Genomic DNA, 20,918 nt, shown 5'->3' with positions numbered 1-20,918 from the left:
GGCCACGCCAGCGTCCTGATCGATCAGCGGCGAAGCTGTCACCAACGCGGCGCGGCCGGCATCGGCCAGTCGGAGCCAGGCGAACGCGGTCAGCACCTCCGTGGGCCCGGCCACCAGGAGCGCGTCGGCGGCTGGTCCCAGTGCGGCCGCGACCGCGATCTCGGCGCCGGGGCGCACGGTCAGTACACCCGACAGCCGACCGATCGGCGAGAACGGCGAGTCCAGCGGCGGCGGGAGGGGCGAGGCCCCCGGGCTCTCGGCGCCCGATCTCCCGTCGCCGCCGCGGCCCCCGCTGGCGCGATGTCCGTGGCCGCTGTTCCTGCGGCGGTTGGATTCGCCGGACGAGGTCCGCGGCTCGGCCAGCCCGCTGCGGCCGGCCCCAGGCACCACCTCGATGGCCTCCGCCTCCGCTCCGCCGCCATCCGCCGCCCCGGCGGAGCGTGCGCGGTCGGCAGCCTCCAACAGCGCGGCCACTCCGTCGGCCGGAGCGAGCGAAAGGCGCAGCGCGTCCCGACGAGCCGACCAGGAGGCGCGGTCCCGGTCAGCGGCGCGCTCCTGGCCGCGCAGCGTCTCCAGGCGGTCGTTCGCGGTGGCATGCACCGCCACCGCGGCGTCATGCTGCTCAGTGAGATCGCTGCGGGCGTCGTCCAGCCGTTCGAGCTCGGTGTCCAGAGCTGCCCGCGACTGGGAGGTCTCCGCGTCCCGGTCGCGTGCCGCCACGAGCGACTCGGTGGCGCGCGCGATCTCCTCCTCCGCCCCGGTGGCCCTCGATCGGGCAGCCTCCACCTGGCCGGCCAGCCGCGCGATCTCCTCGCGCCGCGAGGAGGCGGCCCGCGCGGCGGCGATCAGCTCGCGTTCCTCCCGGGCCAGCTCCGCTTCGAGCCCTGCCCGGCGGGTGATGACCTCCTCCAGCCGTTCCCGGTCAAGCTCGAGCCGCTCGGTGAGCGCGACCTCCTGCTCCCGGACCGCCGCGGCCTCCTGCTCGAGTTCCTCTGGATCACGCCGACCGCGAAGATCGTCGGACGCGGTGCGCAGCAGGCGGGCCCGTTCCATCGCCAGCGAACGGGTTCCCAGCAGCCGTTCGCGCAGCGACGCGATCGCGTACCAGGTTTCCTGGGCGGCCGCGGTTCGAGGCACGATCTCGGCCAGGTCGGCCTGCAGTCGCGCTTCCCGCTGCGCGGCGGTGGCATGTGCGGCCTCGGTCTGCGCCACCCGCTTTCGCAACGCGTCCTCGTCGGCGGCGTCCGTGGTGATCGCGCCGCGGGCGGCGTGCACGTCATCCGCTAGCAGCCGCAGGCGGGCATCTCGCAGCGCCGCCTGGATAGCCCCGGCCTTGCGGGCAATCTCCGCCTGCCGGCCCAGCGGGCCGAGCTGTCGGCGCAGCTCCGCCGAGAGGTCGGTGAGCCTGGTCAGGTTCGCTGACATCGCCTCGAGCTTGCGCAGCGCCTTTTCCTTGCGCTTGCGGTGCTTGAGGACGCCGGCGGCCTCCTCGATGAAGGCGCGGCGATCTTCCGGTCGGGCGTGCAGCACCGCGTCAAGCTGCCCCTGACCGACGATGACATGCAGCTCGCGACCAATGCCGGAGTCGCTCATGAGCTCCTGGATATCCAGGAGCCGGCAACTCGTTCCGTTGATCGTGTATTCGCTCTCGCCGCTACGGAAGAGCAGCCGGCCGACGGTGACCTCGGTGTACTCGATGGGCAGCGCGCCGTCGGTGTTGTCGATCGTCAGGAGGACCTCGGCCCGGCCGAGCGCCGGCCGAGCGGGTGTACCCGCGAAGATGACGTCCGACATGGCGCCGCCGCGGAGGGCCTTGGCGCCCTGTTCTCCCAGGACCCAGGCGATGGCATCCACCACGTTGCTCTTGCCGGAGCCGTTTGGCCCGACCACGCAGGTGATGCCCGGCTCGAGGTGCAACGCGGTCGAGCTGGCGAAAGACTTGAAGCCCCGCAGGGTCAGACTCTTGAGATGCACCGGTCTCCGGGGCAACGGCGAGGAGGGCTCGTCGGGCCGGCAACAGATCTGCGCAAACAGCCGACGACGGACGCCTAATCCTAGCGAGCAGCGGAGCGCAGCCAGACAGCCACACTCCGCCAGAGCCTGACTGCCACCCAGAGTGGAATTTTCCGGACACGCTCAGGCGCATGAGCGAGTGCGCCACCCCAAGGAAGGGGTCAGCCACAAAGAGTGAGTGGGCGTGAGCATGTAGGGGTAGCCAAATCGTAAGAACTGACGGTTAGTACCCGTCGAGGACGCCTCAGCGAAACGCCCCGACGAGGCCGATCATTTCGTTCAGCTGTACGCCGGCGCCGCGTCGAGCGCCCGGACATCCTCCGGTACGTCGACACCCCCGACCAGTGCCTCGTTGACCTCACGTACTCGAGTCAGCTCAGCTTCGAGCTCCGCAACCCGCGCACGGAGCCGACGCACCTCATAAGAGAGACGCAAGTCGCTGCCGGAACCGACGTGGCCAAAAAGGGCCTTCGCCATAGTGATGGTCCTCCACGATGAGTGACCTAGTGGGCGTCGGACAACACAAGATCCGAACAGATCAGAGTGCGCCCCCAACAATGGCTCCAGAGTCCCACGGGGCGTGACCGAAAGTCAAGAGCATGCCACATGACCCCGGGACGGTCCGGTGAACACGCAAAATCTTGCTCGTCGCCCTGATGACAGATCTGCCAGCAGCGCCTCTACGCGCGGTCACTTCCGGCGAAAGCCAACCAGATCACCTTGTGCCCTTCGCCACAGCACCACGACCTGATCCGTCGAGCCGGGAGTATGACCGGTCACCAGCAACCGCACGAGATCGCGGCACGCGAGCTCCGCGCCCTCCGCAATCACCTCGACAGCACCATCCGGCATATTTGTGGCGGAACCGACCAGGCCGAGACGGCGGCCACGAGTACGCACATAGTCACGAAAGCCAACGCCCTGCACCCGCCCGCTGACCAGGGCGGTGAACCGAGCCACGGACGTGCCAGCCGCCGTCTGCTCCATCGGTAGCTCACTCATCAGCAAGGTAGGGTACAGCCCATCGTGGACACCTCATCTCTCCCTCAGGCGGAGGACCAGCCGGGCAATGCAGCACGGCCGGTGGATCTCCGCGGCATGCGATCTATGCAGGCGCGTTTTCGCGGCAGGACGACCGCAGTCGCCATCGTCGGCGCAGCGCTCGGTTCCGCCCTGATTCTCAGCGGCTGCGGGCAGGACTTCCACCAGGATGGTGGCGTCCTACCCGTCCCCCACTCGAGTGCCGATGGCGATCGCCATGTGACGCCCGCGCCGGTGGAGGGCGAAAAGATCATTGGCCCTGGCTACGCCCCGCCGCGGACCGCTGGTCCGACCCAGACCGCCGTTCCGAACCTTCCCGGCGGAAAGCTCTGACTCACTAGACCGCCGTCGTTTTCGGACCGTTCCCGGCCGAGACGCCTACCGCACAGTTTTCAGGTCGTCACTGTTTACGCGAGCCGATCGCGGGTGAGGTTCGACCGGCAACCCGGTTCCCCAATCCGAGATCGGCTCGCTCGCCGGCGAGAAATCCTTCGCGGCCCCCACTGCCGGAGAGCTGCCGAATACGCGGCGTTCGCAGACGCGGATAGACGCTCGCGAGATGCGCCTCGACCCGCCGGCTTCGATCCGCCAGCACGACCGCCACCGAAGGCCTGTCCTCGGCGCTCTCGGCGGATTCCTCACGCCGTGCGGCCTGTGCCCGGTCACGGGCCGATCGCTCGGCCGCGGCGAGCCGCTCCGCGACCGCCAGCGCGAACCCAGCCATCCACGACCGCCGGAACGCCCTGGGATCCTCCTGCCGGGGTGGACGAAGCACAGCCAGGCCGTGTGCCTGCTGCACCAGCAGCGACGTGAACAAGAGCTGCACCCGCTGAATGTCGGCCGCCATGCCGAACAGATGCGCCGAATGGGCGGTGCCCTCCCGCTGACGGGAGGTGCGGTGGACCAGGCGGCAGCCCAGCGGCGCGGCGACACCAGCCAACAGCGAGATCTTGTCCCGCGCGTAGGGCGATTCCACCGCGACCACGAGATCCGCCGCCGCCATCCGCTGGGGCTCGGCTTCCTCGAGCAGCGCACGATCGATGCCGTACTGAGCGATGAGCTCGGCCGCCTTGCCGTTGTAGGCCTCCCTGGCCGCCTCGGTCAGGCCTTCGGCCTCCGCCATGGCGAGCAACTTCCGTACCCGGCCGAGCAGCGCGTCCGGATTCACGGCGCCTCCATCCCTGTCGCGCCGGGCAGCCGCAACGCGGCCCGGCGTTCTCGGTGGTGCCTCACCGAACCGGGAGCGTCCCAGCTCGGCCCCGGACGAGGCGACAAAAGTCGGCCGACACGACGGGCGGGCCCTCACCGCCGCCGTGCAGGCCACGTTCGAGCCCCGAAACGAAGGAGCGTTCGAACGTGTGATCGAATGTTACCACCTGGGGCGGCGCGGGGGACGTTGGCAGGTGGGGCAGGTGAAGCTTGATCGGTTCATGAAGGCGTCGCGCCGGATCATGTCGCCGCACCGGCCGCAGGCCTCGCCCTCCCGGCCGTAAACCGCCAGCGATCTTTCGAACAGGCCGCTGACGCCCTCCGTCGACACATACAGCCGGTCGAAGGAGGTCCCGCCCGCCGCGAGCGCGGCATCCATGACCACCCGGACGCAGTCCAGCAGGCGCCGTATCTCGGGCCGGGTCATGGTTTCGGTCGGGCGCGCGTAGTGCAGGCGGGCGGCCCACAGCGCCTCGTCGGCGTAGATGTTTCCCACGCCGCTGATCAGAGTCTGGTCGAGTAACGCGCGCTTGACGCCGGTGCGCCGCGCCCGTGTACGCCGGACGACAAGATCCTCGTCGAACTCCGGGTCTAGGGGATCCCGCGCGATATGCGCGATCTGGGTCGGAAGGTCCCCGCCGCCCGGCGCGACCGCCAGACCGCCAAACGTGCGCTGATCGACGAACCGCAGCTCGCGATCCTCGTCGGCGAACGTGAAACGCACCCGCAGATGCTTCTGGACCGGCGTCGACGCAGCCACGACGAGCAGTTGGCCGCTCATGCCGAGATGCGCGAGCAACGCGTCGTCAGCCACCGCCAACGAGCCAGCCGGCTCCACGGCGGCCAGCGTCGAGGACATATCCGTCGGGCCCACGGGCCGCCGCACGAGTCCTGCCCGCGCGGCCAGCGGCGGCCGGTGCAGCGCCAGCCACAGATATTTGCCGCGACGCCTCGCCGCCGTGATCCGCTGCCCGACCAGCCGGGCGCTGAAGTCAGCGGCGCCGGCCTCATGGCGACGCACCGCCCGCGGATGGCACACCTGGACAGAATTAATCACTTGTCCGACGACGCCACGCTCCAGGCCGCGCCGGACAACCTCCACCTCCGGCAGCTCAGGCATGATGTCCTGCGGTCAAAGCTGAGCCCGCGGCAGAAAGGTCACTGGTCAGGAGGCGCCAGGGCCGGCGCGCCGTTCACGGACCGCTCGCCGGTCGGCCTGTCGGGGGCGTCGCCGCCCGCTCCCTGCGGCGCCACCCTGGCCGCTCGGCTTTCCAGAACGGAGAACGCCGCGGCCGCGGCCCGCTGCTCCGCTTCCTTCTTGCTCCCGCCCTCGCCCTCACCGAGCGACTCCCCGGCGATCTTCGCGTACGCGGTGAAGCGCTTGGCATGGTCCGGGCCAGCCTCCTTGACCACGTACTCGGGTGGTCCGAGGGTGAGCAACGCCGTCTGTTCCTGAAGCGACGTCTTCCAGTCGAGCCCCGCGCCCCGGCCGGCCGCCTCGTCCAGCAGAGGGTCAAAAAGGCGGTGCACGAACTCCGAAGCGACCTCCAGGCCCGCCGACAGATACACGGCGCCGATGATCGCCTCCAGCGTGTCCGCGAGAATACTTGCCTTGTCGCGTCCGCCGGTGGTCTCCTCGCCGCGCCCGAGCAGAAGGTAGGGGCCGAGCCCCGTCGGTCCGATTCCGCGCGCCACGTCGGCCAGTGCCCGCATGTTGACCACGGAGGCCCGCTGCTTGGCCAGCTGCCCCTCGGGAAGGTCGGGGTGGCGCAGGAACAGAGCCGCCGTCACCACCAGGCCGAGCACGGCGTCGCCCAGGAACTCGAGCCGCTCGTTGGTCGGCAGGCCGCCCTTCTCGTAGGCGTACGACCGATGTGTCAGCGCCCGATCCAGCAGGTCCGGATCGATGGCGGCACTCAGCATCTCGATCAGGATGTCCCGGGACGGCGGTGGCGGTAGCTGGCGGGTCATCCGACCAGCCCGGCACGAGCCCGCCGCCGCGCGACAAGAGTCTCCATCGCTGTGCGGGAGCGTGAGACCAGCTCACCCCGCACCGCCATCGACGCGACGCCCAGCGCCGCGAGCAGGCCGTTCCCGGCCGCATCCACGGTTCCTCCTCCGGCGTGCTCGGCGTGCACCATGACGCCGTCAACCCCCAGCACGATCGTTGCCCCCCGCACGTCAGGATCTCCCAGTGTTCCCCACGCCGGATCCAGTCCGGCGCCCGCCCCCACCGCGACACTCTGGCCCTCGCGTTGCCGGACGAGAGCCGAGCGAAAGGCGGCCAGGAAGATATCGCCGGTGTAACCGTCGGTTACCAGGACCTCGATCGGGCCGGTGCGCTCCCCGTCGCCCTCCCCACGGTCGGCATCTGGGGCCCGGTCAGGTGTCCACGACCCCACGTAGTTCAGGTCCAGGTCCCTCAGCAGTGCATCGGCGGCCAGGCGGACGGGGTCCACCAGAGCGGCCCGAGCAGTCAACAAGGCGACTCGCGGCTTGGGGGTGGAGAACCGCACGGCGGCATAGACACTGCCCAGGAGCGCAAACTGAGCGAGTTCGTCGACCGTGCCGGACATCGCGGCCCCCGCGTCACAGAGGACGGCAGTAACACTGGGAAGACGGATGTCCGTCGCGAGCCCTGCCGTCGTAGATCCGGGCAGCAGGCCACACGTGAACCGCGCCGAGGCCACGACCGCCTCGAGTGGCGATACCGAGACCATCGCGTCGGCCTGGCCGTCGCGGACGAGCCTTGCCGCCACTCGGACCCCGCTGTCCCGTCGGCCGCGCACATCGCGGACCGCATCGGATCCCGCGCTGACCACCTGGGTGGCTGGGCGCACCAGAACTCGTTCCTCGGCGGCTATTCCCAGCCGGGCGAGCTCGTCCTGAACCTCGCCACCGGCCGTGACCAGGATCAGGACGAGCTGCGGATCCGCAGCCAACGCTGTGGGCAGCGCCTCGATGAGGGAACCGGCCGGCAGCCCTTCCCCCAGCAGATCAACGGCGATGCGGGTCACATCGGTCAGACGTCGAGCACCTGGCGTTCGTTGTACCGGCCGCACGTCGTGCACACGGTGTGCGGTCGGACCACGTGACCCCGGGAGCACTTCGCGAGGGTAGGCACCTTGGCCTTCCACTGCGAACGACGGGACCGAGTGTTGCTGCGCGAGGTGCGCCGCTTCGGGACGGCCACTATTCCTTCTCCTTCTCCATGTCAGAATCCGATTCAGCCGGATCCTGGCTTTCGTCTGGCTCCAGCCGCACCGGCCCGGCGCTCGCCCGACCACCGTCGCCCAGTGCGGACAACGCCTCCCAGCGCGGGTCTGGACGATCGTGCGAGTGATCGGGCCCCACGTCGTCGAGGCGGGCTCCGCATCCCACGCACAGACCGGAACAGTCCGGTCTGCAGGTGGGCGACAGCGGCAGGTTCAACACCAAGGCGTCGCGGACAACCGGCTCGATGTCGGCCCGATCGTCCACCAGCACCCGGACATCCTCGTCTTCCGGAACGTCCGTTGCCCGGTCAGCGTAGTAGAACAGCTCGCGGACCTCGACGGTGCCGACATCGGCTAGCGGGTCGAGGCACCGGGCGCACTCGCCTTCCAACGGCGCCTCCACGGTTCCGCTGACCAGCACCCCTTCGATCACCGATTCGAGGCGCAGATCGAGGGTGGCCTCCGCCCCCTCGGGGGCCCACATCATCTCGGTTCCGAAGCCAGCGGGCAGTTTCGCCTGGGTCTGCACACGCTTCATCGTCCCCGGACGCCGACCCAGCTCTCGTGTATCGAGCACGAGCGGGCCCTTGGGCGTCCGGCGACGAGGGTGAGATCCAGTCATGGCGACAGTCGAGTTCACGTCTGGCTTCGGCTCGGGAAGCTCGCAGCGGCGGGCTCCACTCGGATACAGGGTCACGCGGCGCCGGCTGACAGCGGGATGCTCTGAGCGATGGGATGCCCTGAACTCCCCAGCTCACCCGGCCCTCCGGAGAGCCGGCGGGCGAATCCCGGCACCAGCCAGACGACGACTGTCCCCAGCTTATCCGATCGGTTCCCAGGACGAGCCCCCAGGACGGGCCTGCAGATCGGCGCCCTCCAGCGGGACGCCGGCAGCCCCGCAGCCCGGCCACCCGACACCCTCGCCCAGGAGCGGGAGCGGACCGGGAAACGATCAGTTCTGCGCACGCTCCCTGAGCTGCTTGAGGACGACGTCCGGAACCAGGCCCGACACCTCCCCGCCGTAGCGGGCCACCTCCTTGACCAGACTCGACGACAGAAACGCATACTGCGGATTGGTACTCATAAAGAGAGTCTCCACACCCGCGAGAGAATTGTTCATCTGGGCCATCTGCAACTCGTAGTCAAAGTCGCTCACGGCCCGCAAGCCCTTCACGATCGACTGGATGCCTCGAGAGCGGCAGAAATCGACGACCAGACCATGGGACGAATCCACGACGACGTTGGTGGGCGCCATCGGATGATCTCGCAGCGCCTCGCGGATGAGCTCCATCCGCTCTTCGACAGTAAACAGCGTCGCCTTGTTCTTGTTGATCAAAACGGCAACGACAACCTCGTCAAAGAGCCGACTGGCTCTGATGATGATGTCAAGATGTCCGTTGGTGATCGGATCAAAGGAACCGGGACAGACTGCCCTCCTCATGATCGAATACCGTACCAGAGAACTCCCTCCCCGTACCTGCGGTCACGCAAAGCGCACATCCCGTCCGGCCAGGCGAGCGGGGCGGACCGATGGGATCTTTCGACCACACAGACACCGTCCGTAGTCAGCCAGTCATCGCTACGCACCTTCGCCAGCACGCCCCCGAGTTCATCATCGCCCATCGCGTACGGCGGATCGAGAAAAATCACGTCGTAGGGATTTCCGGGAGTGTTCTGCACCACACGCGCGACGGTGGCAAGCACGACCTCCGCCCCGGAGAGCCCCAATGCCGAGACGTTACGGCGCAGGGCCCGGACCGCCGCCACGTCACGATCTACGAGCAGCGCATGGGAGGCACCCCGCGACAGCGCCTCCAGGCCGACCGCGCCGGTTCCCGCGAAGAGATCAGCGAACCGGGCGCCGGCGAGTTCCACGCGCGTCGACAACGTGTTGAACAAGCCCTCGCGAGCGCGATCCGACGTCGGCCGGGTCGATCTTCCTGGTGGAACCAGAAGATGTCGGCCGCCCGCGCTTCCGCCGATGATTCGTGTCATCGAGGAGACGGTCACCCCTTCTCGAGAAATGCCGCGCTCTCCTCATCGAGCACGGCGTTGAGCAGTCGCCGCAGGGTCGGATGACCGTCCAGTCCCGGATCATCGTCCACGAGGCGAACGGCCTCGGCCCTTGCCTCCCGGATGAGCTCCTCGTCGCGGAGCAAGGAAAGCAGTCTCAGGGACCGGCGCCCACCGGACTGGGCCGCCCCGAGGACATCGCCCTCGCGACGTTGCGCGAGGTCAAGACGGGCCAGCTCAGCGCCGTCACTCGTCGCCGCCACCGCGCCCAGCCGCTGCCACGCCGGCGCGTCCGGCTCGACCGCGGTCTGCAGAAGGCACCAGCCTGGCGCGCTGCCCCGCCCCACCCGCCCCCGGAGCTGGTGCAACTGGGACACGCCGAATCGATCCGCGTCCAGTACCGCCATCACCGTCGCGTTCGGGACGTTCACGCCGACCTCGATGACCGTCGTCGCGATCAGGACGTCGATCTTTCCGTCGGCGAAACTGGTCATCACCGCCTCGCGCTGCGCCGGTGCCAGCCGCCCGTGCAGCGACTCGACCCGCAGCCCGGCGAGCTCCCCGTCCACCAGCAGCGGCAGCATCTCCGTCACGGTGGCCGCTGGACGCACCGGACGGCCATCCTCGCCATCCTGCCCGACAACCTGATCGTCGTCGGCCCCCGCGCCACCGATCCGCGGGCAGACCACATACGCCTGGCGGCCGGTCCCCACCTCGTCCCTGATGCGGCCCCACATCCGATCCGTCCACGAACGGACGGCGGCCGGGACGACATAGGTCGACACTCCGGCCCGACCAGCAGGCAGCTCCGTGAGCTCCGAGACCTCGAGGTCGCCGAAGACCGTCATGGCGACCGTCCGCGGGATCGGTGTCGCGGTCATGACGAGCAGATGCGGAGGCCGGCGACCGCGCGCCCGAAGCGCATCCCGCTGCTCGACGCCGAACCGGTGCTGCTCGTCGACGATGATCAGACCGAGGTCTGCGAACACGACGTCCTCATGGAGGAGCGCGTGCGTCCCGACGACCAGGCCGGCCGAACCGTCCGCGATGGCGGCCAACGTCTCCCGCCTGGCCCGCGCACCCATGGACCCAGTCACCAGTGTCAGACGGGTCGCCTGGTCATCCCCGCCGAGCTCGCCGCCGCGGGCCAGGTCTCCGAGCATGTCCCGAAGGCTCCGGGAGTGCTGGATGGCGAGAGTCTCGGTCGGGGCGAGCAGCACAGCCTGACCGCCCGAGTCGACCACGGCGAGCATGGCCCGCAGCGCGACGACGGTCTTTCCCGAGCCCACCTCGCCCTGCAGCAGACGATGCATGGGCACCGGTCGGGCCAGATCTGCGGCGATGGCGGCACCCACCTCCCGTTGCCCCCTGGTGAGCGGGAAGGGCAGAGCAGCGTCGAAGGCCGTCAGCAGGCCATCCGGGCACGCCATCCTCGGGGTGGTCGCCAGGCTCTCCGTCTGACGCCGACGCTGGGCCAGAGCGACCTGTAGAACCAGTGCCTCGTCCCAGCTCAGCCGTTTACGCCCGGAGGCCACGTCGGCGCGGCTGTCGGGCTGATGCACGAGGCGATACGCCTCGGCGAGCGGTGGCAGGCGATGGCGCTGCCGCAGGTCCTCCGGCAGCGGGTCCGGCACTGGTTCCAGGGAGTCCAGTGCCAGTCGGACACACTGGGCCAGCGTCCAGCTCGGCACCTTCGCGGCGGCCGGATAGATCGGGACCAGCGCGTTCGCGAACGCCTCGCCACCGACGTCGCCGTCGCCGCCGGCCTCCAGGTCCAGGAGCTGGACCTCGGGATTGACCAGCTGCCGGCGGCCGCGATACTCATCAACCTTGCCGGCGAACAGCGCGGTCGTTCCAGGGCGGAGATCACGTTCCCGCCAGGTCTGGTTGAAGAACGTGAGTGTCAGGGACAGGCGTCCGTCGGTCACCGTCACCAGCAGCATCGTCCGGCGGCTGCCGCGCATCGGCCGACGTTCGATCTTCTCCACCCGCGCCTGAACCGTCACGGTCTCGCCCAGGGTGAGGTCGGCGAGATCCGTCAGTTCGCCGCGCTCGTGATATCGCCGCGGCAGGTGGTTGAGCAGGTCACCAACCGCGGACAGCTCTAGGCCATCAGCCAGCAGGGTGGCGGCGCGCGCGCCGAGGAGCGTCTTCAGGGGCGTGTCGAGGTCGACCACACCACAGATACTGCACCGACCACCCGACAGCCCTGGGCCCGATCACCCTGCGCTCCACGATCTGGACCACGGTGGCTGGGGTACGCTGACGGAGGTTTCCGCCGCGCGGGCCTTGTTGATCATGCCATCGGGCCTGCAGACAAGGACGAACGCGGCGCCGAGACCCGCCCGACTTCCCGGTGCGACTCCGGGACCATGACTATTTCGACGGAGTGTTTCTCGTGTCTTCGGTGTGCGACGTCTGCGGCAAGGGGCCGGGCTTCGGCATGTCGGTCTCCCACTCCCACCGACGCACCCGCCGTCGCTGGAACCCGAACATCCAGACCGTCCGCGGCGTCGTGGGTGGCGCGCGCCGCCGGATGAACGTCTGCACCTCCTGCATCAAGGCGGGCAAGGTCACCCGCGGCTAGGCCGGTGACGGCCTCAGACCGTCGACTCGTCCGGGTACGGCTCCGCCTCGGTCACATACTCTCGGCCGGTTCCGCTGGTTCAGAGGTGCAGGCCAGAGATCGGCTGTCGTAGCGTCCATTCGCCCGAATGCTTGAGGCGATGGTGGTGGCGGCAGCCGAGCAGGTCGGCCTGGCGCCGCGGGCCAGCACCCGGCTCTCGACCAGGGCGGCCTGCGAGGCGTCAAGCCTGTGGGTGACGTCGGCCATCGCCTTCACCCGGTCGACATCAATCGTGCCGCGCCTCCAGCGCGGCCAGTGTCGCGGGAAGGCGCTCCACCACCTCGACGGCGCGGGCGAGCTGGATGCTGGCGGCTGCGGGAGCGAGTGCGGCGGCGCGGCCAGCTCGTCACCGGCGAACTCGCTGAAGCCTCGCTCCGCACCGCTGCGGTCGCCCGGCAGCGGCGGCCGCAGCCGGGCGAACCGGTCCCGCACCCGCAGCCGCCAGGCCTCCATTCGAGCGATCTCCCGACCGATCCAGGTGTCGAGGCGCAGGCACTCGCCATAGCCAAGATCATCAACCGGCTGACCGCGAACCAGGGCTGACCCGGGCCCCGCCGTCGATCCGTCATCGGCTCCGAAAAGATGATCATTTTTATCGCGAGGCTCGACACCTCGCCCCACCGCTTCGAACATACATTCGATTATGCCCGGCGTCCAGCCGCTTCCCACCGAGTGCCGCGCCCTCCCGGTGCTTCGCCACCTTCCGCCCTGGTCAACGGCATTTCAATCCGACAGCAAGGTTGTCCTCGATGCGTCCGTAGACCCGGTTCACCCCCGCGTCGAACCCTCCGGACCGCGCCGGGCGACCCACCGCCGCCGGCCGGCAGGTCCTGATCTCGACCGATCTTGCGACATCGCGACCGGCCCCGCGCGACCAGACGACCGCCGTTCGCGACACCTTCGGCGACATCTAGCACCCAAGCTGATCGTCAAGGCCACGTACGCCTCCGAGCGGATCCGCCGCGCGACGGAGCCGGGCTGCGCCGAGCCGCACGACAGGTGAGTCGGGCGGTCAGGCCGTGGTTGACACGCTGTGTCCGCGCACCGCCGGCGCCACCACGACCAGGACGTCGAAGGGCTGCAGATCGCGCAGCGCGGCCGTGGGCAGGGTGAGCACCACGTGGGGCGAGCGGGTCGGCGTCGAGAACCGCACGCCGGCACCGATCGTCTCCGCGAACCACCCGACGTCGTTGACCACGGACAGGTCGGAGGTCGGGCGGTAACTGGCCGGCACGCCGGCCGCACCACAGGTGATCACCGCTGGTGTCCGGCCGTAGGCGGCCGCGCTCTCCTGCGGTGGATCCAGCTCACGGCGGTCAAGGTCGCCGCCCAGCGAGGACGGCAGCGCCCGGATCAGATCGGCGCAGGCCGCCCGCGACGCTGGCGCCGGTACCGGTACGTTGGTCAGTTTCAACGCGCCGGGACCTCCCCCGCACGCCGTGGTCAGCAGACAGAACGCCAGGCCGACCACGGCGACACCGGTACGGCCGCCGCGACGCTCCCCACCGGTGCGCCGGGACGGAACGGGACGGCGCCGGCCGCGGGCCCTCAGAAGTGGACGACTGGACAGGTCAGTGTCCGGGTGATGCCGTCAACGGCCTGAACCCTCGACATGACCATCTTGCCGAGGTCGTCCACCGTGGGCGCCTCGGCGCGCACGATGACGTCATAGGGACCGGTGACGTCTTCGGCCTGGGTGACCCCAGGGATCTGCTCGATCTCCTTGGCAACCGACGCGGACTTGCCGACCTCGGTCTGGATAAGGATGTACGCGTGGACCACAGACGCTCCCTCGTCGGACGTCAACAGCCCGTCGAGCAGAACTACGGGCCGACAGAAGGTAACAGGCAAACGGGCCGGATGAGAGCCTTCGCAGCCGAGGATTTTCTCGCCGCGACCCCCGGGCGCCGGGAGACTCCCGGCGCGCGCCCGTCCGGCCCTCAATCCTGGGGTCCGCCACCCCGAAGCCGTACCCGATTGTGATGGCAGCCACTAATACAACTACGGAAAGTGAAGACCGAGGAGGCACGTGATGGTGTGGAGCGCTTGGTGACCCCCGCCCCCGCCCCCGTCCCCGCCCGCACGCCGGTCCCGGGGCCGCCCGCCGCGCCGCCGCGGGTGCTGACCATCGCCGGCTCGGACTCGGGTGGCGGCGCCGGGATCCAGGCGGATCTCAAGACGATGCTCGAGCTGGGCGTGCACGGCATGAGCGCGATCGTGGCCGTGACGGCCCAGAACTCCCTCGGCGTGCACGGAGTGTGGGATCTGCCGGTGGCGGCCGTCCGCGGCCAGATCCGGGCGGTGGTCGACGACATCGGGGTGGACGCGGTCAAGACCGGCATGCTCTCGTCGGCATCGCTGGTCGCGCTGGTGGCCCGGGAGGTCGACCGCGTCGACGCCCCGCTGGTGGTCGATCCGGTGGGGGTGTCCAAGCACGGCGATCCGCTGCTCGCCCCGGACGCGGTGGACGTCCTGCGACGGGAGCTGCTTCCGCGGGCGACCATCGTGACCCCGAACGTCGATGAGGTCCGGCTGCTGACCGGGGTGGACGTCCGGGATGCCGCGGACCTGCCAGGGGCCGCCGCGGCGGTCCTCGAGCTTGGTCCCCGCTGGGTGCTTGTCAAGGGCGGCCACCTGCCCGGGGACGCCGTCGACCTGCTGACCGACGGTGTGACGGAACTCGTGCTGCGGGGCCCCCGCCTCGATCGCCGGCATACTCACGGAACGGGCTGCACGCTCGCCTCGGCGATCGCCGCCCGGCTGGCGCTCGGCGACACGCCGCAGCGGGCGGCGCGGGCGGCGAAGGAGTTCGTCAGCGGCGCGCTGGCCGCCGGCTTCCCCCTCGGCGGCGGCATCGGCCCGGTGGACCACGGTTATCGTCACCGCCGGTAGCCACCACCGGTCCGGGGGATGGCCCCCACCCGGGGGTCTGGTTGAATCGCCCCGCCAGATGTGACCTGTTGCATTCTCACCATCGCCATGGGAGGTAGCCCGTGGGGGCGAACAGCACCGCGGTGACCGCGCCAGGAACCTCGGATCGATGGTTGTACCGGATCGGCGGTGGTGTCCCGCTGCGCGGCTCGGTCGAAGCGTCCGGCGCCAAGAACTCGGTCACCAAACTGCTCGTCGCCACTCTGTTGACCCCGCAGCCGTGCACCCTGACCAGGGTTCCGCGCATCGCCGAGGTCGACGTGGTGCTCGGCATGCTGGCCGAACTCGGCACCGAGGTGCAGTGGCTGGACGACCACACCGTGCGGCTGACCACCGAACGCATCGTCGACGCCTCGCTGTCCGAGGCGTACTCGGGCGTCAACCGCATACCCATCCTCATGATGGGCCCGCTGCTGCACCGGGTCGGTGAGGCCGTGATCCCGCTGCCGGGTGGCTGCCGGATCGGCAAGCGGCCGGTGGACTTCCATCTCGCTGGCCTGCGCGCGATGGGGGCGGAGATCGTCGAACAGGTGCGGTCCGTTCAGGTCAAGACCCTGGGCCTGCGTGGCACGCATGTCGCGCTGCCGTTCCCGAGCGTCGGGGCGACCGAGAACCTGCTGCTCGCAGCGGTCCGCGCGCAGGGCACGACAGTGATCTCGAACGCAGCGACAGAACCGGAAATCATCGATCTCATCCTGTTCCTGCAGCAGATGGGTGCTCTGGTCGCCGTGGAGGCCGACCGGACGATCGTGGTCCAGGGCGTCGAAGCGCTGCGGGGCGCCACCCATGCGCCGGTGCACGACCGCATCGAGGTCGCGTCGTTCGCCGCCGCCGCCGTCGCCACCGGCGGCCGGGTCGAGGTGATCGGCGCCCGTCAGGAGCATCTGATGACGTTCCTGAACCACCTTCGGCGCCTCGGCGGCGAGTTCGAGGTGACCCGGCGGGGCATGACGTTCTTCCGCGCCCGCCCGCTGAGCGCCACCCATGTGCAGACCGACGTGCATCCCGGATTCATGACCGACTGGCAGCAGCCGTTGGTGGTGCTGCTCACCCAGGCGAAAGGCGCGTCGGTCGTCCACGAGACGATCTACGAGGACCGCTTCGGCTACACCCGCCAGCTCACCGAGATGGGCGCTGACATCGCGCTGTCGACGTTGTGCCTCGGCGGCAAGGGATGCAGGTTCGCCTCCCGCGACTTCGAACACTCCGCAGTGGTCAGCGGTCCGACGCCGCTCACCGGCATCGATCTGACCATCCCGGACCTGCGCGCCGGCTTCGCCTACGTCCTCGCCGCCCTCGTCGCGGACGGCACCAGCACCATCCGCGGCACGCGCTACCTGGAACGCGGCTATGAGGACCCGGTCGGAAAGCTGCGCTCGATCGGCGCCCTCGTCGAACCGGTTCTCGTCCCCGGTGCCTCGCCCGAGCCCGTCGGCGGCCGCGGCGGGGGCGGCAGGGAGGTCAGCGACCGAACCGGTACTCCGGCCCAGGTTCGCGGCTCATCAGCTCCTTGACCGCCTCCAGCGGCGGCAGCCCCTCGTAGAGCACCCGCTCGACCTGCCGGGTGATCGGCATCGGGACCCCGAGCTGATCCGCGACGGCCAGCAGCGGCCGGCACGACCGGACCCCCTCGGCGACCTGCCGCTGCTCGGCCTCCACCTGCGCCAGGCTCAGCCCGCGGCCCAGCTTCTCGCCGAAGGTCCGGTTGCGGGACAGCGGCGACCCACAGGTCGCGACGAGGTCGCCGAGCCCGGCCAGGCCGGCGAACGTCATCGGGTCGGCGCCGAGCGCCATCCCCAGCCGCGACGTCTCGGCCAGGCCTCGCGTGATCAGCGAAGCCTGGCTGTTCGTCGCGAACCCCATGCCGCCGAGCATGCCGGCGGCGAGCGCGATCACGTTCTTCACCGCTCCCCCGAGCTCGCACCCGACCACGTCGGTGTTGGTGTAAGGCCGGAAGTACGGCGTCCAGCACGCCGCCTGCACGACCGCCGCCGTGCGCGCCGACGAGCTGGCCACCACGGTCGCCGCCGGATGCTCCGCGGCGATCTCGGGTGCCAGGTTCGGACCGCTCACGACCGCGATCCGGTCCGCGGGCACGCCGGTGACCTCGGCGACGACCTGGCTCATGCGTAGCCGGCTCGTCGCCTCCACCCCCTTCATCAGGCTGACGTAGATCGCGTCGGGCGGTGCCAGCGGCGCCCAGCCGGCGAGCACCGGGCGCAGCGCCTGCGACGGCACGGCCAGCACGACGAGCCCCGCGCCCGCCAGAGCGGCGGCCGGGTCCCCGCTGGCCCGGACCCGGTCCGGCAGCCGCACGGCCGGCAGGTAGCGAGGGTTCACGTGCCGCTCGTTGATCGACTGGATCACCTCCTCGTCCCGGGCGACGAGGTCGACCCGGGCGCCGGCATCCGCGAGCACCTTGGCGAAGACGGTCCCCCACGAGCCGGCGGTCAGCACCGCCGCCTTCCTCATGCGGTCACCCCGGACGCCGCGGCGCGGACGGGACGACACGCGCGACGTGCGCCGCCGGCCGGCGCGGGGCGCCCGACTGTGGCGGATTCGACGGTGGCGGATTCGACGGTGGCGGATTCGACGATGATCGTTCCCTCCGGGATGAGCGCACATGACCGGGGCGGGATCCCGCCCGGTGAGGACCGTCCGGCACGCCGTGCTGAGGTCGACTCCCACCACGTTCCCTCGCGTCCACACCATCGACCGTAGACGCCGCCCTTGCGAGCTTCACGCGGCATGCGCCGCCCGCCGGCCGCCCGGTGGGCGCGGCGCCGGTCACCACCGGGCAGGCGGCCGAGCTGGCGCGATCCCCGACGAGGCGGTCCGAGGCGTGCCGAAGCGGACGGGATGGCCTATGGTCGCCTTCGTGTCGCTCCCCTCAGGCGAGGCGCCATGGACTGTCCTGCTCCCGTTGAAGGATCTGGCCCGGGCGAAGTCCCGTCTGCGTCGGCCGGACCGCAGCCGGCTCGCGCTGGCGATGGCACTCGACACCGTGAGCGCGGTGCTGGCCTCCGCCGCCGACCTCGTGGGCGCCGTCGTGGTCGTCACGAACGACCTGACGGTCGGCCAGGTGCTCGCCCGGCTGCGCGAGGCCGGCAGCATCGGTGCCCCGCCGCCCGGCCCGACCGAGCCCGGACCGGCACTGCCCGGACCGGCACTGCCCGGACCGGCACTGCCCGGACTGGCACTGCCCGGACTGGCACTGCCCGGACTGGGGGCTGCGAGCCTGCCGGTGTGGATGCGCGAGCGGCTCCGCGTCGTACCCGACCTGCCCGACCACGGTCTCAACTCCGCGCTGAGGCATGGGGCCGTCGTGGCCGACCGCTGGTGGCCCGGGCACGCGCTCGCGGCGATGTCCGCCGACCTGCCGGCGCTGCGGACGGCGGAGCTGCGCCGCGCCCTGATCGAGGCCGCCCGCCATGACCGCGCGGTCCTCGCCGACGCGGCGGGCACCGGCACGGTGCTGCTGACCGTGCGCGCCGGTCACCCGCTCGATCCCGCCTTCGGCACGCTGAGCCACGCTGCGCACCGCCGCTCCGGCGCGGTCGATCTCACCGCCGCGCTCGGCGCGTCCGTACCGGGGCTGCGTCGAGACGTCGACACGGTCGAGGATCTCGCCGCGGCGGAGCATCTCGGGCTCGGCACCGCCACCACCGCCGCGTTGGATCCCCGCCGGATCCTCACCTCCTGACGGCGGCGGTCACGGCGGTCACGGCGGTCACGGCGGCGGTCGCCGCGCAGGCGGCGGCGGGGACTGGCGTCAGTCGCCGGCCGGGGCGTGTCCCGGCAGCGGTGATCTCAGCGGGCCTGGCCGGGCGAACAGGAAGCCCTGGCCGAGTTCGCAGCCCAGCTCCTCCAGCTCGGCGATCTGCCCCTCCCGCTCGATCCCCTCCGCCACGACGACGGCGCCCAGGGCGTGCGCGAGGTTGATCATCGATCGGCGCAGTGCGGCCACCCGGCCGCCGTCCGGCGGCGGATCGAGCAGCGTCCGGTCGAGCTTGACCACGTCGATGGGCAGCAGGTGCAGGGCCGCGAGCGTGCTGTGTCCCGCGCCGACGTCGTCGAGTGCCACGGCGACGCCCAGCGCGCGCACCTCCTCGAGCACCTCACGCGCGCCGTCCAGGTCATTGAGCCGGCTGGTCTCGGTGATCTCCACGACGAGCCGGCGCGGGTCGAGCCGGCTGGTGGCCAGCGCCCGGGCGACGCTGTCGAGCAGCGTCGTGTCCGCGACCCGGCTGGCGGAGACGTTAACGTGCAGGCGCAGCGCGGAATCGGGGTAGGCCACGGCGATCTCCGCGCAGGCCTGGCCGAGGATCATGTCGTCGAGGGTGCCGACGATGCCGCTGCTCTCGGCCGCCGCCACGAAGGTGCCGGGCGGTACCGGGCCCCGGCCGGGGGCGGTCCACCGCGCGAGCGCCTCGAGGGCGACCGGCATGCGGTCCCGCAGCCCGACGATGGGCTGGTAGTGCACGGCGAAGCCGGCGGACCAGCCACCGCGGCGCAGGGCCGTCGCGAGGGCGTCCGCGAGATGGGTACCGGCGACGAGCTGCGCGCCCGGTGTCGCGCCGAGTCCGGGGCGGTAGACGACGAGGCGGTTCTTCCCGGTCTGCTTCGCCGCGTGCAGCGCGGTGTCGGCTCGCCGCAGCAGCGCCTCGGTGGTCACCTGGGTTCGGCCGGCGACCACCAGTCCCACGCTCGCCCGCACCGGCCAGTGGTGGCCGCCGACGGCGACCGGCTGGCGAAGCGCGGTGAGTACCCGCTCCGCGACCTGTTCGGGAAGCTCCTGGCCGCCGTCGAGGAGCAGCGCGAACTCGTCGGAGCCGAGTCGCGCGACGGTGTCCGTCGTGCGCACGCAGTGCCGCAGCCGCTGACCGACGGCACGCAGCAGATGATCACCGGCCGCGTGGCCGAGACTGTCGTTGATGACGCGGAAGTCGTCGAGGTCGCAATACACGACCGCGACGTCACGCCCGTCGTGGCGACTCGCGGCGAGGGCCGTGGCGAGCCGCTGGTGGAACAGCCCCCGGTTGGCGAGCTCGGTGAGTGGATCGTGGGAGATCCAGTGCCGCGTCTCGCGTTCGGTGTCACCGAGGACGGTCGCGAGCCGCTGGTTCGCTCGCAGCGCCAGCATCTGGCGGATGAACACCGCGGCGACCAGCACCGCGCCCACCGCGATCTCGACCGGATCCAGCGCGATCCCGCCGCGGGACCGGCCGAGCAGGAAGGCCGCAACGCCGGCGACGGCCAGGTAGGGGGCGGCGAGCCGTAGCCACGCGGCGAGTTCGGCACGCGGGTCGGGGTCCTGCGCGCGCCGGCCCTGCCCCGTCCAGCCGGCCCTGACCGCGGCGAGCATGACGAGCAGCGCGCCGAGGACCGCCGCGGGTCCACTCACCGACCCGGCGCCCCGGCCGCCGCCGTCGTCGTCGAGGTGGGTGCACAGCAGCCCGACGAGCGCGAGGAAGACGAGCCCCGTGCCGGCGGCGACCACCGCCGGCAGGTCCACGGGCTGGCGAAAGCCCGCGACGTGCAGGACCGCGAGCACCATCACGAGGACCACCAGCACGTGCGCTACCGCGACCAGGTGGCCGGTGGCGGACCGGCCGAGGGACCCGTCGAGGTCGGTGCTCCCGAGCCCGGCCAGCAGGCCCGACCAGGTCAGCAGGAACAGCGAGCCGGCGAGGATCATCTCGTCGAGCGCGAGGACGGGCAGCCCGGGCAGCCCGCGCGCGGCCCGGAACCGGCCGCCCCAGTCGGCCACGCCGACCAGGCCCGCCGACACGGCCGGCGGCGCCCCCGTGGCGAGACGTCGCCGGCGATCGTCCCGACCACGCCCACCGGCGGTTGAACCGGCCGGCGCG

21 protein-coding genes are annotated in these 20,918 nt (G+C 70.8%); 4 read left to right on the top strand and 17 right to left on the bottom strand.

Features of this window, described 5'->3' with window-relative positions; genetic code table 11:
• The 12 genes from MXD58_RS04555 to recG all read right to left on the bottom strand — a co-directional run.
• On the bottom strand, nt 1-1,974 hold a 1,974-nt coding region (locus MXD58_RS04555; protein ID WP_250609071.1), incomplete at its 3' end, for a chromosome segregation SMC family protein.
• A gap of 318 nt (nt 1,975-2,292) precedes the next feature.
• Nucleotides 2,293-2,490 carry a hypothetical protein gene (locus tag MXD58_RS04550; protein WP_248818456.1) on the bottom strand — a complete coding sequence of 66 codons (198 nt, stop codon included), beginning with the start codon at nt 2,488-2,490 and terminating at the stop codon, nt 2,293-2,295.
• Between the two features lie 213 nt (nt 2,491-2,703).
• The gene (locus tag MXD58_RS04545) at nt 2,704-3,000 is read right to left on the bottom strand and encodes an acylphosphatase (protein WP_374615623.1); all 297 of its coding nucleotides are present in this window, start codon (nt 2,998-3,000) and stop codon (nt 2,704-2,706) included.
• 454 nt (nt 3,001-3,454) lie between these two features.
• Nucleotides 3,455-4,222, bottom strand: coding sequence for a DUF2786 domain-containing protein (locus MXD58_RS04540; RefSeq protein ID WP_248840871.1), 768 nt, complete (start codon nt 4,220-4,222; stop codon nt 3,455-3,457).
• 201 nt (nt 4,223-4,423) lie between these two features.
• A complete protein-coding gene (gene mutM / locus MXD58_RS04535) occupies nt 4,424-5,383 on the bottom strand; it encodes a bifunctional DNA-formamidopyrimidine glycosylase/DNA-(apurinic or apyrimidinic site) lyase (RefSeq protein ID WP_248840872.1) in 960 nt (319 codons plus the stop codon).
• A 38-nt stretch (nt 5,384-5,421) separates the two neighbouring features.
• Nucleotides 5,422-6,234, bottom strand: coding sequence for a ribonuclease III (rnc, locus tag MXD58_RS04530; protein ID WP_248840873.1), 813 nt, complete (start codon nt 6,232-6,234; stop codon nt 5,422-5,424).
• Nucleotides 6,231-7,280 (bottom strand): phosphate acyltransferase, encoded by a 1,050-nt coding sequence (locus MXD58_RS04525; protein WP_248840874.1) that lies wholly within the window; start codon nt 7,278-7,280, stop codon nt 6,231-6,233. The genes rnc and MXD58_RS04525 overlap by 4 nt, the downstream gene beginning before the upstream one ends.
• 5 nt (nt 7,281-7,285) lie before the next feature.
• Nucleotides 7,286-7,456: a 50S ribosomal protein L32 gene (gene rpmF / locus MXD58_RS04520; RefSeq protein ID WP_248840875.1), complete on the bottom strand. Its 171-nt coding sequence runs from the start codon at nt 7,454-7,456 to the stop codon at nt 7,286-7,288.
• Nucleotides 7,456-8,100: a YceD family protein gene (locus MXD58_RS04515; RefSeq protein WP_248840921.1), complete on the bottom strand. Its 645-nt coding sequence runs from the start codon at nt 8,098-8,100 to the stop codon at nt 7,456-7,458. Before MXD58_RS04515 ends, rpmF begins: the two co-directional genes overlap by 1 nt.
• Before the next feature lie 330 nt (nt 8,101-8,430).
• Nucleotides 8,431-8,919 (bottom strand): pantetheine-phosphate adenylyltransferase, encoded by a 489-nt coding sequence (gene coaD, locus MXD58_RS04510; RefSeq protein WP_248840876.1) that lies wholly within the window; start codon nt 8,917-8,919, stop codon nt 8,431-8,433.
• Complete coding sequence (gene rsmD, locus MXD58_RS04505; protein ID WP_248840877.1) at nt 8,916-9,473, bottom strand: 16S rRNA (guanine(966)-N(2))-methyltransferase RsmD; 558 nt, start codon at nt 9,471-9,473, stop codon at nt 8,916-8,918. The genes coaD and rsmD overlap by 4 nt, the downstream gene beginning before the upstream one ends.
• Before the next feature lie 11 nt (nt 9,474-9,484).
• The gene (gene recG, locus MXD58_RS04500; protein WP_248840878.1) at nt 9,485-11,668 is read right to left on the bottom strand and encodes an ATP-dependent DNA helicase RecG; all 2,184 of its coding nucleotides are present in this window, start codon (nt 11,666-11,668) and stop codon (nt 9,485-9,487) included.
• A gap of 221 nt (nt 11,669-11,889) precedes the next feature.
• Between recG and rpmB the strand changes: the two genes are divergently transcribed.
• A complete protein-coding gene (rpmB, locus tag MXD58_RS04495; RefSeq protein WP_248840879.1) occupies nt 11,890-12,078 on the top strand; it encodes a 50S ribosomal protein L28 in 189 nt (62 codons plus the stop codon).
• A 51-nt stretch (nt 12,079-12,129) separates the two neighbouring features.
• Here rpmB and MXD58_RS04490 read toward each other — a convergent pair whose 3' ends face one another.
• From MXD58_RS04490 to MXD58_RS04480, 3 genes are all read right to left on the bottom strand, one after another.
• Nucleotides 12,130-12,570 (bottom strand): hypothetical protein, encoded by a 441-nt coding sequence (locus tag MXD58_RS04490; RefSeq protein ID WP_248840880.1) that lies wholly within the window; start codon nt 12,568-12,570, stop codon nt 12,130-12,132.
• Nucleotides 12,571-13,129: 559 nt separating this feature from the next.
• Nucleotides 13,130-13,588: a DUF3515 family protein gene (locus MXD58_RS04485; protein WP_308301899.1), complete on the bottom strand. Its 459-nt coding sequence runs from the start codon at nt 13,586-13,588 to the stop codon at nt 13,130-13,132.
• A gap of 77 nt (nt 13,589-13,665) precedes the next feature.
• The gene (locus tag MXD58_RS04480; protein ID WP_248818470.1) at nt 13,666-13,899 is read right to left on the bottom strand and encodes an Lrp/AsnC family transcriptional regulator; all 234 of its coding nucleotides are present in this window, start codon (nt 13,897-13,899) and stop codon (nt 13,666-13,668) included.
• A 267-nt stretch (nt 13,900-14,166) separates the two neighbouring features.
• Here MXD58_RS04480 and thiD point away from each other — a divergent pair, with 267 nt between their 5' ends.
• Both thiD and murA read left to right on the top strand, forming a co-directional pair.
• Entirely contained in the window at nt 14,167-15,009 is an 843-nt protein-coding gene (thiD, locus tag MXD58_RS04475) for a bifunctional hydroxymethylpyrimidine kinase/phosphomethylpyrimidine kinase (protein ID WP_248840882.1), read from the top strand.
• A gap of 101 nt (nt 15,010-15,110) precedes the next feature.
• Nucleotides 15,111-16,562, top strand: a complete 1,452-nt coding sequence (gene murA, locus MXD58_RS04470) for a UDP-N-acetylglucosamine 1-carboxyvinyltransferase (RefSeq protein ID WP_248840883.1) — start codon at nt 15,111-15,113, stop codon at nt 16,560-16,562.
• On the opposite strand, the gene MXD58_RS04465 is transcribed toward murA, so the two are convergent.
• A complete protein-coding gene (locus MXD58_RS04465; protein ID WP_248840884.1) occupies nt 16,510-17,520 on the bottom strand; it encodes an NAD(P)H-dependent glycerol-3-phosphate dehydrogenase in 1,011 nt (336 codons plus the stop codon). The two genes, murA and MXD58_RS04465, sit on opposite strands and share 53 nt — an antisense overlap.
• Before the next feature lie 394 nt (nt 17,521-17,914).
• Here MXD58_RS04465 and cofC point away from each other — a divergent pair, with 394 nt between their 5' ends.
• On the top strand, nt 17,915-18,751 hold the full coding sequence (cofC, locus tag MXD58_RS04460; RefSeq protein WP_284677853.1) for a 2-phospho-L-lactate guanylyltransferase: 837 nt from the start codon (nt 17,915-17,917) through the stop codon (nt 18,749-18,751).
• Between the two features lie 69 nt (nt 18,752-18,820).
• On the opposite strand, the gene MXD58_RS04455 is transcribed toward cofC, so the two are convergent.
• On the bottom strand, nt 18,821-20,918 hold a 2,098-nt coding region (locus MXD58_RS04455), incomplete at its 5' end, for a putative bifunctional diguanylate cyclase/phosphodiesterase (RefSeq protein WP_250609070.1).

This window comes from Frankia sp. AgKG'84/4 (assembly GCF_023242965.2).
GTDB lineage: Bacteria > Actinomycetota > Actinomycetes > Frankiales > Frankiaceae > Frankia.
This window is presented reverse-complemented; position numbering and strand designations above follow the sequence as displayed.